Raw genomic sequence first — 16,998 nt, forward strand, 5'->3', positions numbered from 1 at the left:
AGCAGAGTACCGCCGGGAAATACTATCCAAACCCCTTGACAAAAGAGATAAAGCTTATGTTAGAAGTCGTTATTTCTGATATCCAAGCTCGAGAAATTTTAGATTCTCGCGGGTATCCTACTTTATATGTTAAAGTTATTACAGATTTAGGGACGTTTGGAGAAGCTTGTGTGCCTTCAGGAGCCTCTACTGGAATTAAAGAAGCTTTAGAACTTCGCGATCAACATAACATACGCTATCAAGGAAAAGGGGTTTTACAAGCAAAAAAAAATATTACCGAAATTCTTCTTCCTGCCCTCCGAGGACTAAACATCTTTGATCAAATTCTTGTAGATACAGTCATGATAGAAACCGATGGCACTCCAAATAAAGAAAAAATCGGTGCTAATGCTATTTTAGGGGTATCCCTAGCATTAGCTAAAGCAGCAGCAGCAACTTTAAATCGTCCGCTCTATCAATATATCGGAGGTTGTTTCTCTCGCATCCTTCCTTGTCCCATGATGAATCTCATTAATGGTGGCATGCATGCAAACAATGGCCTACAATTCCAAGAGTTTATGATTCGCCCTACGGGAGCCCCTTCGTTTACGGAAGCTGTACGCATGGGTGCTGATGTTTTCCATACTCTCAAAAAGCTTCTTGATGCCAAGCACCTTACTACAGGAGTGGGAGATGAAGGAGGCTTTGCTCCTCAACTACAAACCAATGCTGATGCCCTAGATCTTCTTATGCAAGCTATTGAAAAAAGCGGCTTTACTCCCGGTGAAGAGATTTCATTAGCATTAGATTGTGCCGCGTCCTCGTTCTACGACACACAAACGCATACGTATCAAGGGAAAAGCTATCAAGAACAAGTCGAGATCCTCACCCACCTCTGTGATCACTATCCTATTGATTCTATAGAAGACGGTCTTGCTGAAGAAGATTATACAGGTTGGGAGCTCCTTACCTCAACACTAGGGAATCGCATTCAAATTGTAGGAGATGATCTCTTTGTGACTAACCCTGAACTCATTGCCGAAGGGATTCATAAAGGCATAGCCAATGCCGTGTTAATCAAACCGAATCAAATCGGCACATTAACAGAAACATCTGAAGCTATACAACTTGCTCATAGCCAAGGATATGCAACGATTCTTTCTCATCGATCTGGAGAAACAGAAGATACAACTATTGCCGATCTTGCTGTGGCATTTAACACAGGACAAATTAAAACAGGATCTTTATCGCGTTCAGAACGTATTGCTAAGTACAACAGACTCATGGCAATAGAAGAAGAATTGCAAGATGCAGGATTCTTTGAAGATTCCAATCCATTTTCTAAATAAGAATGTTTTTGCCTATGATTTTCATTTTCTATATAGAAAATGAAAATCTATTTTCTGCGCTCTCTTATGAAAATATACTGAGGGAGTTCTTCAAAATTCAAATAGTAGGTGTTTGGTTAAACCAAATCCTTTATATATCAAAAAAGTAAATACACAAATAACTAGCCTACAGGACAGACAAGATTGCTTAATAATATCCTCAATCCATGTAGTTCATGTAAATGATTCCTTTTACAAAAACAATAGGTTTCCGTTTATGGTTAGCCTGTGTAGCTGCAATTATTTTCCCTCTGGGGATTAATATTGTTCTACTTAACCTTAAACAATACCGTAATACAGTATCTTCAATTACCATAGCATTTAAGGAAAATGCTGCTTTTAAAATCGATGCTCTTCAGCAAATCGTACCTTTAAATGCTGATATCCTTACCTTATTTTCTGAGATTTTAGACCTGAAAGAGGGGATTCCTACTCTCCCTAATGTTGAGCTTAGCAACAAAATGCATCAAATGTTTAGCGCAACATACAATGAAATCTCATTAATCAAAATTTTCCCAAACGGTGAGAAAATTGTCGTTGCCTCCAGTGTTCCAGAACGCCTGGGGCAAAATTACCAAGATATTCTGGATATTTCTGATAACTCCATGTTTTCAGCGACATTCAAACAGTCAACAGAAAATCATGAAGTTTTCTCAGTTATGCAGGCAAATATTGTCGATACAAATACAAATGAAATTTCGGGTATCCTCTATACCACGCATAATATAGAGGATTTTTTAAAAAATGTCTTAATAAGCACTCAACCCCTCTTCACTGTAAAAACAGCAATTGTATCCAAAAATGGGGTCATCTTAAAATCCTCAGATCCAGAATTACATTTACGCACTCTACATCCAGGAATTACTCGAAAACAATTCTGTAATATCTTTATCAATAAAGATACCTGTCCTAAGGAAATTCCCTTACAGCCAATTCACTTAACTCCCTTACCTATCGAAAAAAACTTTTTCTCATTTACAGCAAAAAAACAAGAAATCTGGGGATACTTAGCCGATATTCCCCAAATGCAACTCAGTCTCCTTTCTTACGGAATAAAAACAGATTTATTATCCGGTTTCTGGAAACGTGCTGTTATCTACTTTGCTTATTTTACCTGCGTACTATTAGGAAGCACAGTAGCTTATCTTGTCGCCAAGCGATTATCCCTGCCTATACGAAAACTCGCTACCGTGATGATTAATACTAGAAACCAGACTCCTGAACCCTACATTGATGATACCCTAGGATTTGAAATCAACCGGCTAGGCCATATTTTTAACGCTATGGTAACAAATCTTAACCAACAACAAGCCTTAGCTCAAAAAAATCACGAAATAAAAGAAAATGCGCAAAATGCTCTATATCTTGGAGAGCAAGCACAGCAGCGCCTTCTTCCCAATACACTTCCTCACTACCCACATACAGAACTAGCAAAAGCCTATATTCCAGCAATCACTGTTGGCGGAGATTTTTTTGATGTATTCATTGTTGGAGAAGGTGAAAATGCAAAATTATTCCTTATCGTTGCAGATGCCTCAGGAAAAGGAGTTTATGCTTGCGGTTATTCCTTATTCCTAAAAAATATGCTGCGTACTTTCCTATCTCACACACCATCTATTCAAGAAGCTATTGAAAAAACTGCGCAACTTTTCCATGAAACCACAGCTGAAACAGGGATGTTTGTCACTTGCTGTGTGTATAGTTACCATTATGCAACTAAAACCGTAGAATTTTATTCCTGTGGTCATAACCCCGCATGTCTCTTATCTCCTGATGGACACGTATCTATGCTTACTCACCCAGGTATTGCTCTAGGATTTCTTCCTCACATCCCTCCTGTCCCGACGAAAACATTTCATGTCGATCCAGGAGCATTTATCATTCTCTACTCCGATGGAATTACGGAAGCTCATAATCAAGCAGGGATGATGTTCGGTGAGGAACGTTTAAAAAATACTGTAAAAACTTTAGTAGGGAAAAGCGCTGAAGATGCTATGCACACATTAATGCTAGCAGTAAAAAACTTTGTAAGTAATTGCCATCAACATGATGACATTACTTTACTGATTCTTAAAATTACGGACTCATGAAACAAAATTTTACTAAACGTATTTTATTTTTTCTTTTTTTGGTGATTCCGATTCCCCTAATTCTGAACTTAATTGTTCTTTCGGTATTTTCTTTTTCAGCAGCTAAAAACACTATCATTAGTAATTTACATACACATGCAACACATTTTAACCTCGAATTTGAGAAAAAACTATCTATTCACAAAATGTTTCTCAAAAGATTGGCAAATACTTTGGCTCTAAAATCAAATACAGCAGAGGATTTTGCCCAAGCATATTATGAAGCACTTTCCATAGCAGATTCTGATTTTTCCTTATGCCTAATTCCCCTAGCAAATGAAAATATTCAAGCAAAAAATCCTTTAGATCCTTTTATTCGTTATTTAAAACACCACCCAGAAAGTAAAAAGAAACTCAGTAAAAATGCTGGTAAAGCTTGTATTCTTGCCGTCCCTTCAGAAACCCAACAAAAGCAAGATTACTACCTCGTCATTACGGAAAATATCGAAACCTGGAACTCCTCCATACATACAGGTCTGCTTGTTAGTTTTTATCCTATGCATTTTTTACAAAAAGATCTCTTTAGGTCTCTCCATCTCCAAAATGAAGATATTTGTTTGTTAAATAAATACGGAGAGGTTCTCTTTTCATCTAATCCCGAGCTATTTTCCTCTGTTTTCTCTTTAGATGTTCCCTCATTCCCCAAAATCACACCAAGATTACCAGCAATACCTATCAAAAAAGCTCCTAAATTTTTCCAAGAAAATAACCTCATTAGGGTTCAAATCAATAACACGTCTTATTTAGGCATTTTCTTAAATCACATACCGATTCAAGGCATTTATTCCTTATCTCTAGTTCCAGAATCACTTTTAATTACCAAATCGATTAAACTCCCGCTCAATGTAATTTTCTTTTATTCCTTAGCCTTCCTCTGCATGGGCTGGATATTAACAAAAATGAATAAGCGCTTAAATCACCCTATTCAAGAACTAGCAACCTGTATGGAATCCGCTTGGAGAGGCAATCATAACATCCGCTATGAGTCCTGTCCTTATGCATATGAAATTAATGAACTTGGCAATATTTTTAACTGTACTTTACTTCTTTTGCTTAACTCCAAAGAAAAAGCAGAAATAGAATACGCCTCAGGCAATAAATTACAAAAAGAACTCACTATTCTAGGTTCTTTACAACAAACATTACTCAGCCAAAAATTTCCTGATTTCCCTCAAATCTCGTTTGAATCTCATCACTTAGGGACACAAGTATCGGGACAATTCTGCGGGTGGAAAGCTACACAGGATAATCTCTTAGGAGTCTTAGGAATTGCTGAAGATGTCGGACTTCCTTCCTACCTTTACGCATTATCTGCTAGAAGTTTGTTCTTAACCTACGCTGACTTATTTTCTTCTCTAGAAAAGATCAGTACTGAAACGTATGTTTCTTTTAAGAAAGGGACTGAAGGAAGTTGCATTTCTATAACATTTCTAAAGTATTCATCCATAGAAGGTACTTTAGAATTGATGTCCGTTGGGGATACTCCTCCGCTTGTTTTCCTAAAGAAAGAAAATGCATTCTTTCAGCTCTTTCCACCAATCATACAAAAAATACATCCTAAAGATATTCTTTTATGCATTACAGGCAATCCTCAACTTGCGGACTATCTCCTGCATCTTCCAATTGAAGAGCTGCTTAAAGATTCTTTGTCTCCGATAAATTCCGACAATTTTATAGATACTCTCAAAGAATTACTGAATCAAGCGCCATCCCCAGATGGAGGAACTATCAGTTTCTTTACCTTTAATGTATCACGCTAAGTATAACCCGACAGAAAATCTAAAAATATACAAAACAAGCGAAGAATACATAAGCATTACAAAGATAAGACACCTCACTTAGTTTTAGGGAATCGTTTGCTGACAGAAACCAAGAATTCATGCTAAGAAACGGGAAAAGCTTTAACCTCTCTCTTATTTCTTATGTCACGTTTAGACTATTTTGTTTTTGATTCTCTAATTCATAAGCAAAAACCTCAGGAATTAGATAACATCTTCTGTGCTGAAGATGATGAGCTATTCCGTGCTTACCAAATAACAGCTCTACAATCTCCCCTAGCAGCTAAAAATATTACACTAGCAAGAAATACAGCACGCTACATTCTTGCAGATAACGGAGAAATCGATATAGCTAAAGTTGTTCGTGCAATTGAACATCTCACCTCATGTCTATATCCTCTGGGACCTTATCGACAAGATGAAACACAATCTCGAGAACATATTCTACACATGCTCCAAGCCATTAAACAAGAATCTGAAATTAAAGAACGGATAAAAAAACTTTTTGTCCCTTCGTATACCACAATTCAAGATCTTATACGTCATACTTTAGCTCTTGATTCAGGAAGTTCTCTGACTCCTACCCATGTACGTCAAGCCGTTCTTACCGCACTTTTTTCCTACTTACGTCAAGATGTGGGATCTTGCTTCGTTACAGCATTCGCCATAAGAATCCATCAAGAATATCCTAAGTTATTTATTAAAGATATGGATCATCTCCTATCTTCAGGGAAAATAACACGAATCGTAAATTCCAGAGAAATTTCTGTTCCTATCAATCTCTCGGGATGCATCGGAGAACTATTTAAACCCGTACGTATTTTAGATTTATATCCCGATCCTATAATGAAACTCTCTTTATCTCCGGGATTAACCCATGCCTTTCTAGCAGCAGGACTAGTGCAAACCTTAGATGATCCGCAAGTTCGCATACAACAATTACTGTCTCATGAATATCTGATGAATAAGCTACAGCATATTGATGAGACCATAACAGCAAATGAAATCATTGAAAGCACACTTTTACACCATTACCAAATCACTTCGCATGCCTTACAGTCTTTACTATATCAGGAGGGTTTGTATAGTAAACAACTAGCAGTTTTCTCTGGGGAACATACACAAAACTTATCTCAAAATCAACGCGTATATAACTATTTAACTGCTTATAATGCAGCAAAAATGGCGTTCATTCGTGATACACAAAATCCTCTATTAAAATCTTGGGAATATACGCTAGCCACTCTTGCAGACGCAAATAATTCATTCACATTAAAACACATATGCATTGCTTTGGGATGGGATTCCCAGGATCCTCAAAGTATAGCTCATGTCATTCAACAATCTGTAGAACAAGAAGTGCATGACGCTCGTAAGCTTATAGAAAAGTGCGAACAAACATATAACGAAGCTCGAGCGCAATTAGATTATATTGAAAACCGAATGAAACATCCGATAAATGCTGAGGATAATAAAATTCTTCTCATGGATCATATTCGTTTTCGCCAAGAACTCAACCAAGCGCTTCATGATTGGAATACAGCTCAAGAAAAAGCAAAAAAATTATTATCTTTGCCAAATTTTGTTTTGTCGTTTTACACCAAAGTTTTGCCTCAGTATTTCCGGAGTTCTTATGATGCTTTTATTCAAGAATTCTCTCATATGTACGATGATATTCCTGCCGGATTTCGAATTTTATTTACCCATGGGAGAAGCCATCCCCACACGTGGTCTCCTATCTATTCTCTAAAAGAATTTATCTCCTTTCTTTCTGAATTCTTTTCTTCTACTGAAGATGATCTTTTAAGTAAACATGGCATAATAGGGCTAGAAAAAGAAGCCGCCACTCTTATTAATAAGATCATTTCTCATCTACAAAAAACGACATTTCAAGAATCTGCGATTCTACGTATACTTCATGCCTACCAGCAACCTATACCTTCTTCCATTCTCAATAATTTAAATAAGATTTCTCATACGCCTTGGGTATATGTTTCCGGAGGAACTTTAGATACTTTAATTCAAGATTACTTTGAAAACACAGAAAAGGTGATGCGAATCAATAAGCATCCTGAAAATGCGCATGAATTAGCAGCTTTTTTTTCTGACGCCTTAAAAGACCTTCCATCTGCAATTAAAAATTATTTAGAAGATGGCTCTCATAATCTCTTAGCTTCGTCTCCTACTCACGTATTTTCCATAACTGCAGGGTCACCATTATTTCGCGATGCTTGGAATAACGACTGGTACAGCTATACATGGTTACGCGATATTTGGATGAAACAACAGCAAGATTTCCTCAAAGATACTCTTTTACGTGAACAGGAAATTTATACATTTATTCATCGATTTTGCGTAAAATACAACCTACAAAATGTTGCCAAAGACTTCCATAATTTCTGTTCTGATTATTCTCTCACACTTCCTGAGCTCTATGACAAAGCCTCTCGATTTTTAAAAGATGTATTTCCAGAACTTCTAATACTTACTTTATATCAAAGACGGTTAGCTCATACTCTTGTTCAAGATATCCCCTACATTTCAGAGCAACAAATCCCAGAAGTTCTTGAAAATATTTGTGGTTATTTAGGCATTTCATCTCGAATTACTTATGACAAATTTTCCAAACTCATAGAACAATTTATTCCGAAATTATCTTTATTATCCTCGGAAAATATGCGTCACTTATTGTTAGGTTTACTTATGGAAAGCTATCGCCGTATCTACTTTGAAGAGGACTTATTCCTTAGGCTGATAACAGCTATGCGTCATTACCAACTGGCTTATCCTGCTCCGTTACTTTTTGGCGATACCAATTGGGCTTATAGTTACTTTGGCTTTATCCTCCACCCAGGAACACAGGAAATTGACCTGTGGAAATTTAATTACGCAGGATTACAGGGCTATCCCTTAGAGAATAGACACGAACTCTTCGGTGTTTCTCAACCTTGGACTCTGTATGCCAATCCTATTGATTATGGTATGCCTCCCCCTCCAGGGTATCGTAGTCATATGCCTAAGGGATTCTTCTAATTTTCTGATTTCTTTTTTCTTCTGAAAATCTTGCGAAATAGAAGTTTCAATGAATATTTAGACACTTCTCTTCCCATGGCAGAAATACTTTCTGTTAACGGCAATTTTTTTGGACATACACGAACACAATTATGTGCTTGACCACACCCAGCAATACCCTGCGTATCCATAAGTGCTTGTAAGCGCTTCTCCTTATGTTTATCTCCAGGATACGCATGAAAATATCGTGCCTGAGCAATAGCTGCAGGGCCAATAAATGTATTTCGTGTACTTATTTGTGGACAAGCTTCTGTACAACACCCACATGTCATACACATAGATAATGCATACAGAAGTTTCTGTTGCTCTTGAGAAACAGGAACACCAAAAGTTTCTCCTTGAGTTTCTACAGTTACCCATCCTTGAATATGTTTTAGATTGTCAAACATCTGAGTTCTATCTACCATAAGATCCCGAATTAAAGGAAACTTAGTTAATGGAGCTAAAGTAATTTCTCGAGATCCTGTAGTTAAGATATGCTCTTTTATCAATGCTGTGCAAGCCTGTCTAGGCACGCCATTCACTAATAAAGCACATGATCCACAAACTTCTTCTAAACATCCTTGTTCCCAAACTACAGGGTCCACCGTTTCCCCAAAAACATTAACAGGATGCTTTTCAATTTCCATAAGAGCACTAATAACATTCTCCCCAGGATGTAGGGGAAGCTCAAAATTTTCCCAATATTGTTTTCCTGGAGTTCCTCGATAAATTTTTAATATAAAAGTTGTAGGAAGATCCATAATGGTTCACCTATAGGGGTAAACAAATATTCTTAGGGACATTCATCAACGTAATGTTCTCCGTTGATGATTGTGTGTAATCTCGCAGTGTAGGTTCTACATGTCGTGTATCTACAGGAGTATAAGAAACTTCAGGCTCTTCAGAAGAATACGATACTAACGTTGTTTTCAACCAATGTAGATCATCACGTCGTGGAAATTCCTCTTTATAATGGGATCCCCGAAACTCATTACGTAACAATGCTCCCTTAGTAATTGCCAAAGCAATCTCTATCATAGGCCCCATCTGACGGATAAAATGAAATGTCTTATTAGCAAATTTTGAAGAATCATGCACAGAAACTCTTTGTAAGCGTTCTCGTAATACCTTTAATTGATCCAACGTATCTTGAAGATCTTTATTATTGCGTTTTACAGTGACATGCTTCACCATCATCTTTGCCATTTCTTCGTGCAAAACAAAGATATTTTCTCCGCCATCTTGGGACAATAAACGTCTATTCTCTTCCTTCTCTTGTTGCAAAGCATCAGAAAAATCCGTTGATTGTGCGGGACAAGAACCAAATGCAGAAATAAACCGAGCACTTTCATCTCCAGCTACTAATCCCGCAAATAAACAGGAAAGCAAGGAATTTGCTCCTAAACGATTGGCTCCATGATATTGAAAATCAGATTCTCCACAATTAAAACACCCAGGAATATTCGTCATCTGACGAAAACGGCTGTCGCGATCAGGATCATCAGCTGCAGGCCAATCTACCCATGCTCCCCCCATGGAATAATGCACAGCAGGGAAAATCCTCATGGGTACATGATTTGGATCCTCTCCTGTAAATTTTCTATAGATATCTAAAACAACTTCGAGCTTACTTCGCGTCTCTAAAGGCAAGTGCGTGACATCTAAAAACACCTCCATACGCCCATCAATGCCTAATCCAGCTTCACATACCTGTAAAATAGCTCGTGCTCCAACGTCACGACTTACTAAATTTCCATAAACAGGATACATCTCTTCTAAAAAATACCAGGGTTCTCCTGTTTTTCCACAGGGGCGCTGTGAACCATCAGGGAAAGTAATCGTTTTTGAAGCATCTCCAGGAACCCAAACACGCCCCCCCTCGCCTCGTACAGACTCAGATATTAATCTAAGCTTATCAATACCTGGAATGGCCGTAGGGTGAATCTGAATAAATTCTGGGTTGGCATACGTCATGCCCTGCATAAATAAGCGTCCATTGGCTGCTCCTGTACAAAATGTAGAATTGGTCGACATTTTAAAAATCACTCCAGGACCACCAGTAGCAAAAATAACGGCATCTCCTTGTAAAGCTTCTAATCGCTGGTTAAACAAATTCATCATAATGATTCCACAAGCTCTTCCTGAACCATTGATTACCAACCGTATAAATTCATGATTTTCATATTTAATAATTTTTCCCAGATGTTCACGACGACGGACTTGTTCATCTAAAGTGTACATTAATTGCTGACCTGTAGAAGCGCCACAAAATACTGTACGATGGTATAAAGTACCTCCAAAACGTCGTACATCTAAAGAACCCTGAGCTGTACGATTAAAAGGACAACCAAAATTATCCAGCATACGAATAATTCTTGGTGCAGCTAAGCACATTTCTAAAACAGGAGGTTGGTCTGCAAGGAAATCCCCTCCTTTAATTGTGTCATAAGCATGAATATAAGGAGAGTCTTCTTCTTCAGAATGAAGATTTAAAGCTGCATTAATCCCCCCCTGAGCACAGACAGAATGTGATCGTTTTACTTTTGTTAACGACACTAAATGAACACAAATCCCATGATCTGCTAATTTCATAGCAGCCGATAATCCTGCTAATCCTCCTCCAACTATAATAATACGTCTTTCCATACCCTACGCCATGTTATATATATTCCAAATCGTACTCACGCCCATAGCAGAAACAATAACCATGGCACAATAACATACATTACGCAAACCTGTCTGTAACCGTGTAGGAAGAACTATTCCCCAACGAGAGATAAACGTCCACAACCCATTAAATCCATGAAACGCAGCAGCAAGGACAAGTACTGTATAAAAAACAGCTACCCACAACGATCCTAAAGCATTTCGCACCACATACAGGAAAGCTGTGCCTATACTAGGTGTAAGAAGATACGGATGTGTTGATAAACGTGAAACTTGACTACCTTCAAAATCACTAATATCCAAACGCAATGTATGTTTTTGAGGATCAGAAAAATTTACTGTAAACATTCCATGGGTTCCTCGCACTATAGCAGAATACCTCTCAGGATGGATCTTCACGCCATAATAAGTCTGCCCATGCAATTCTACATAAACGGGATAACAGACAAAACGAAACTGCACAACATGAAAGATCAATCCAAAAAGTAAAATCCATGCTGTTCTCCTTTGCCAAGTATACGCAATATTCCTAGCGTATAGTAACGCAGGCTTACTTCCCCGGGAAATACCTGCATTAGGACATGCTTGGAAAAGATATGGAATGCCAAGGATTGCATGACATAGAAAAGGCAAAGCTAAACACACGATTTCTATAGCTTTCAAACCAGGAATGCGGTGAAAACTACTTACTAATTGAACAAAACCCGAGCCCTCAAGAAAATAAGAAGAAGCCAACATATTAGTAAAAATATGTTCACAAAGAAATAATGTGAAGACTATCCCAGATAAAGAATGCACACAACGCAACACAAAGCGAGCATAGCTTCGTGGTTTCTGAGCAATTGCAGAATGAATTTCCTTATTCCCACGCATCGTAAGCTGCGACTCCAAAAGATCTTTGCCAGAACCATAGAAGCTTATATAAAATTATGGAAAGTAATTTTATAAAAAATACTTAATTTTTGGTTTTATGAAGAAAACGTAGGATATTTGTATAAGCGATATCTTTAAGATCCTTTATGCTTATACCGTAAATTGTTGCAATGGTTTCTATCGTGTGTATTATATAAGCGGGTTCATTTTTCTTACCTCGCCAAGGAGTTGGAGCAAGAAAAGGAGCATCTGTTTCTATGAGCAAATGATCTAGGGGAATTTCAGCAACGAGATCTCGTAAATCCTGGGCATTCTTAAAAGTAACAATGCCACTGATAGATATAAACCACCCACGAGAAAGTAGTTCCTTAGCTTCATCTAGCGTTCCAGTAAAACAATGTAACATTCCCGGACAAGAGCGAGAATCATGGTGATAGTATTGATCTAATATAGAGAAAAAGTCAGAGAAGGCAGCACGACAATGAATAACAAGAGGTAAAGCACACTCCAATGCTAAAGATAAATACCGACAAAGAACTTCCTTTTGTCTTTCTCTAGTTATCTCAGTATCCGCAAAATAATAATCTAACCCGACTTCTCCAATAGCAGATAATTTCCCTGTATGAGCCACGTCACGAAAATAGCGAAAATCATCTTCTATAACGTTCTGAGCATCCTGGGGAGGAGTTCCTGCAACATGACAAAAACGCATGTATGAGAACCTCTCTGCATAAGCAAATGATGTATCAAGCTCGTTTTTGGTTGTCGTTACATTCACCACAAGGGATACTCCCGAATCCCTAGCTCGAGCCATCACATCATCCACATCTTCACAAAAAGCGGCGTCTGAAAGATGCACATGGGCATCAGCTAAACTCATCCTCCCCCCTCAGGTTAGGAATATACACTATACGATCTTGCACCTATTTGCAACACCTTCAGAACTCAGAGAAAACGATTCCTGAAGAGACACGTGCTCAAGCTATACAGTAAATCAGAATAATGATTTCCCTGTGAACTTCTTACCGTTGCGAAAAGAACATATTTTCAATAACAGTTTGCGTTAATTTCTCAGGAAGCACGATGGGTTCCTTCTGATTCGGAGGATAATACACATAGGAAGGAACGCTAGCTCGCCCTAAACGAGCAAGTTCTTCAGTAATTCCAGGATCTTGACGTGTCCAGTCAGCTTCTAGAGTGACTACACCGTGCTGCTTAAATATTTCCTGTACCGTATGTGCATATAACACATGCTTATTCATTTGACACGTTAAGCACCACTTAGCAGTAAAGTTCACGAACACTGGATGACCTTCCTTACGCAATGCTGCAAGTTTCGCAGAGGAAAATGGTTGCCACGTTTCGCTTTCTGCAGGATTGTGCATTTCTACAAAATAGCGAGAAGCAACAAAACTTAAGGATAGCGCCCCCAAAATGCATCCGAAAAATACTGTGGAAGCTACAGCCCTCATTCTCCTAGGAGATACAGGAGTTCCCCATTTCCCTTGAATCCATGCGCCAAGTCCGGACAACCATAAACCCGATAATAAAATAATCAACGCTGTTGTACTTGTCTCTGAACCAAAAATCCATGCTAGCCACGTTACCGTTCCCAGAAGCATAAAACCTGTAAGCTGTTTGAATGCACTCATCCAACCTCCAGGTTTAGGAAGTAGGGAAAGCATCTTGGGGAAAATCGCAAATATTAGGTAAGGAAGAGCCATTCCTAAACCAATAGCAGTAAATATAAGTAACTGACTTGCAAATGTTAACGACATAACCAACCCTAATACCGAACCTAAGAATGGTCCCGTACAAGGCGTTGTCACCAACGTAGCGAGGATACCGTTACATAGAGAACTTATAGCTGTATTCCTTGGGGTTCCCATCTCTGCGGATTGCAATTTGCTCCCTAAATTTGTAAACATGGCTCCTACTTCAAATAAACCGAGAGAACTCAAAGCAAAAAGGAAAAAGATAATCATTAAAGTTGCAACAAACATGGGCTCTTGTAACTGGAATCCCCAACCAATATTATGCCCTAGCATTTTTAAAAAAACCGCAACTCCAGCTAATGCCCAAAAACATCCCACAACACCTAGGGTAAAACATAGCCCGTTCCTAATGACTGAAGAACGTTGTTCCCCAGCAGACTTAATTAATCCGTAGACTTTAAGAGTAATCAGAGGTAGCACACAGGGCATGATGTTTAATAAAAGACCTCCGAAAAATGCCATAACTAAAATAGTTGCATAACCTAGAATGCCTGAACTTGGTGTTACTGGATCGCCCGCAATATGACCACGAATAATAAAAGATTCCAATTGCCTTCCTAAGCGATCTGTGAGTAACAAGACACCTTCTAATTCTTGGTTACTTTGAATATGATCTCGTGTCTTTACACTTAACTTCCATTGTGTTTGTGTACCAACTTTTATAGCTTCTTCTTCAGAACAAGCAAAAATTCTATCTGCTTTTTCAGATATAAACCATGCCTTCTCTGCCTCACTAGACACGGGGATATTAACGATGATCTTCCCGTCAGAACTCTTCTCCAATACTACCTGCTGCCCCTCTGCTAAAACACGAGGACGCAGCTGCAAGGTTCTGGCAAAATCTCGTGCATCATCAGGATGGATGACTTCGTTACCCTCTCCATAGGGAAGAGACAATTTTAAATCTGCTTTACCAGGAACGCAGCTATCACTACATGCTAACCATTCTACATGAGCCTGTATGTCCGCACCTTCTCCCTCAACATTTGCAGGAGAACTTATATCTGCAACAATCAACGCAGTACTGTCATAACCGAAATAGGTTGTACCCTCTTCCTCAAAAACCTGAGGTGCGGGCCAATGTTCCTCGTTAACAACAAATCCTTCGGGTAAATTCCAACAAATCTTTAACGGGCTACCCACTTCCCCAGGGTTTTTCCAATAAATATGGCTACCTTCGGGTCCAGCAATTCGTATCCCCACACGGAATTGTCCACCTCGAGGGATATGAGAATCTGCAGAAATTAAACTGGCTCCTAATTCTTCCTTGCCTTTTTCTTGAGCATATAAAGTTCTCATAGACATAGGTAACAAGAAGCATGCTGTTGCTAGGATAGTTTGAAAATACCTTTTGATTTTATTCAAATTAACCCCACTTAATTCTAAATCAGGCATTTAATTATACTACATAATACTTATTTTTTTTTATTTCTCTGAGAAACCCTCTTGGCTCTATACTTAAATTTTGCTAGGATCGTCTTTAGTTCACCCACCAATGTAAAGAACTTTATCATCTATGCTACAGAGTACTCATAATCCCATTATCCAGGCCTTTCAGGAAGCGGATCTTTTTGGTAAAGGGATATTTTTCAGCCTATTGCTCCTTTCTTTATGTACCTGGACAGTACTACACCAGAAGCTTGTCATTCAAAAAAAATTTTTAAAATCAGGAAAATCTCTTAAAGATTTCTTAATAAAAAACCGTCACGCCCCCTTATCCTTAGAAATTCACCCCGAACTTAATCCTTTTGCTGATCTTTACTTCACAATTAAACGAGGAACTTTAGAACTCTTAGATAAAAATCGCCAACAAGCTCCGGATCAAGGCCCCCTATTATTCACTGAAGATATCCAATCTTTAGAAACGTTACTGGGGGCTGTTATGCCAAAATATCGTGCGCTTGTGCATGAAAATAACTTCATTCCCATAACAACAATAAGTCTTGCCCCCTTCTTAGGTCTTTTAGGAACCGTTTGGGGGATTTTATTAGCTTTTTCCCACATTCATTCAGGTCAAGTACAGAATACAGCCATGATGGAAGGATTAGCCACAGCTCTAGGCACAACAATTGTCGGATTATTTGTAGCCATCCCCTCTCTTATCGGATTTAATTACCTTAAAGCCCACTCTTCCCGATTAATTTTAGAAATCGAACAAACCGCATATTTATTATTAAATTCCATAGAAGTAAAATACCGCCAAACAAAACTATGAAGTATATTAGCATCGAAGATACCGAAGAAGAATCTAGTGTAAACCTTACGCCACTCATTGACATTGTCTTTGTTATTCTCATGGCCTTTATGATTACTATGCCTTTACTGCGGTTAGATTCGATTGCTCTAGCTCCAGGGACACAAAAACATGAAATATTCGAGAAAAAGGAGGAGTTACCAACCACAATTAAAGTATTTGCAGACTGTACGATTACATTAAACGATCAGGTACTTGCTTTAGGAGAACTGAAAGCACAACTCACACGTTTATATCAACAAAATCCGCACAGAATCCCTTTGCTCCTACAAGATGGAAACACTCCGTTTAAAGTATATCAAGAAGTCAAGGCCACTGTAGAGTCTGCAGGATTCCCTGAACTTCACATAGCTTTAAAAAGCTAGTTATGCGTATATTCTTCCCTTATGTGTTCTTTGCAGCTTTAATTCACGGAGTTTGCATCGCTCTTTTACTTTGTTCCCCAGAGAAAAAAAACCGTCCAAAACTCAAGCCTTTTAAAGAAAAACTTGTCTTTCTTCATGAATCTCCAGCAGACCAACCTGAAGTATCCCCTAAAACCCACCAAGTCCGCAAAATACCTGCTACTCCGCTTTCCCGTTCGGACAAACAACCCGAGATACCTACAACAAGCAAAGCAATTCCTCATCAGCCGCAAGAAAAACCTATAGACAAACCCCAGCCTAAAGAAGCTCCAAAAACAACTAAGCATATCCCTGCTCAAAACACTAAACTTAAAACTATCTCAGATCTTACAAAAAAACTTTCCGATCACCTGGAAGTTAGCACATCGCATCTAACTCTTGCTTTGCCAAAACAACAGGAAATCCCTTCATCAGAATCTACATTAGCAGAAACACAAGAAGAACTCAGCCAACTCCTCCGTCAATATATTGTCCTACCTATCTCTAAAGAAATACGTCTTAAACTCATACTGACTCCTCAAGGAAAAGTCTATGAATGCACAATTCTATCGCCAATTAGTGAAGCAGAAAAACAGTTTATTCTTACACATATACGAGAAATTCCTTTTACAAAATTCCTAGACAAATACAAAATCTCGAAAAATATCACTTTTCATATTAAGCTTCTAAGTAATGAGTCTTAACCAATAGGAAGTGG

At 38.3% G+C, this 16,998-nt stretch carries 12 protein-coding genes; 7 read left to right on the plus strand and 5 right to left on the minus strand.

What is annotated here, in order from left to right; translation table 11 throughout:
• The first annotated feature begins 56 nt into the window (after positions 1-56).
• The 4 genes from eno (at position 57) to M787_RS01670 (ending at position 8,307) form a co-directional block, all read left to right on the plus strand.
• Complete coding sequence (eno, locus tag M787_RS01655) at positions 57-1,328, plus strand: phosphopyruvate hydratase (protein ID WP_021828728.1); 1,272 nt, start codon at positions 57-59, stop codon at positions 1,326-1,328.
• A 221-nt stretch (positions 1,329-1,549) separates the two neighbouring features.
• On the plus strand, positions 1,550-3,457 hold the full coding sequence (locus tag M787_RS01660) for a SpoIIE family protein phosphatase (protein ID WP_021828729.1): 1,908 nt from the start codon (positions 1,550-1,552) through the stop codon (positions 3,455-3,457).
• Entirely contained in the window at positions 3,454-5,256 is a 1,803-nt protein-coding gene (locus M787_RS01665; RefSeq protein ID WP_021828730.1) for a PP2C family serine/threonine-protein phosphatase, read from the plus strand. The genes M787_RS01660 and M787_RS01665 overlap by 4 nt, the downstream gene beginning before the upstream one ends.
• Positions 5,257-5,418: 162 nt before the next feature.
• Positions 5,419-8,307, plus strand: coding sequence for a hypothetical protein (locus M787_RS01670; protein ID WP_021828731.1), 2,889 nt, complete (start codon positions 5,419-5,421; stop codon positions 8,305-8,307).
• Here the strand turns inward: M787_RS01670 and sdhB are convergent.
• The 5 genes from sdhB to M787_RS01695 form a co-directional block, all read right to left on the minus strand.
• Entirely contained in the window at positions 8,304-9,089 is a 786-nt protein-coding gene (sdhB, locus tag M787_RS01675) for a succinate dehydrogenase iron-sulfur subunit (RefSeq protein WP_021828732.1), read from the minus strand. The two genes, M787_RS01670 and sdhB, sit on opposite strands and share 4 nt — an antisense overlap.
• Before the next feature lie 10 nt (positions 9,090-9,099).
• Complete coding sequence (sdhA, locus tag M787_RS01680) at positions 9,100-10,974, minus strand: succinate dehydrogenase flavoprotein subunit (RefSeq protein WP_021828733.1); 1,875 nt, start codon at positions 10,972-10,974, stop codon at positions 9,100-9,102.
• A gap of 3 nt (positions 10,975-10,977) precedes the next feature.
• Positions 10,978-11,868: a succinate dehydrogenase/fumarate reductase transmembrane subunit gene (locus tag M787_RS01685; RefSeq protein WP_021828734.1), complete on the minus strand. Its 891-nt coding sequence runs from the start codon at positions 11,866-11,868 to the stop codon at positions 10,978-10,980.
• A gap of 82 nt (positions 11,869-11,950) precedes the next feature.
• Positions 11,951-12,748, minus strand: coding sequence for a TatD family hydrolase (locus M787_RS01690; protein WP_021828735.1), 798 nt, complete (start codon positions 12,746-12,748; stop codon positions 11,951-11,953).
• Positions 12,749-12,890: 142 nt separating this feature from the next.
• Positions 12,891-15,008, minus strand: coding sequence for a protein-disulfide reductase DsbD family protein (locus M787_RS01695; protein ID WP_021828736.1), 2,118 nt, complete (start codon positions 15,006-15,008; stop codon positions 12,891-12,893).
• 151 nt (positions 15,009-15,159) lie between these two features.
• Here M787_RS01695 and M787_RS01700 point away from each other — a divergent pair, with 151 nt between their 5' ends.
• Genes M787_RS01700 through M787_RS01710 form a run of 3 tightly spaced genes read left to right on the plus strand, consistent with a single transcriptional unit; the run spans position 15,160 to position 16,984 of the window.
• Positions 15,160-15,858: a MotA/TolQ/ExbB proton channel family protein gene (locus M787_RS01700; RefSeq protein WP_021828737.1), complete on the plus strand. Its 699-nt coding sequence runs from the start codon at positions 15,160-15,162 to the stop codon at positions 15,856-15,858.
• Positions 15,855-16,262, plus strand: coding sequence for an ExbD/TolR family protein (locus M787_RS01705; protein ID WP_021828738.1), 408 nt, complete (start codon positions 15,855-15,857; stop codon positions 16,260-16,262). The genes M787_RS01700 and M787_RS01705 overlap by 4 nt, the downstream gene beginning before the upstream one ends.
• A 2-nt stretch (positions 16,263-16,264) precedes the next feature.
• Entirely contained in the window at positions 16,265-16,984 is a 720-nt protein-coding gene (locus M787_RS01710; RefSeq protein WP_021828739.1) for an inclusion-associated protein, read from the plus strand.
• Positions 16,985-16,998: the final 14 nt, after the last annotated feature.

Source organism: Chlamydia gallinacea 08-1274/3, from assembly GCF_000471025.2.
Classification (GTDB): Bacteria; Chlamydiota; Chlamydiia; order Chlamydiales; family Chlamydiaceae; genus Chlamydia; species Chlamydia gallinacea.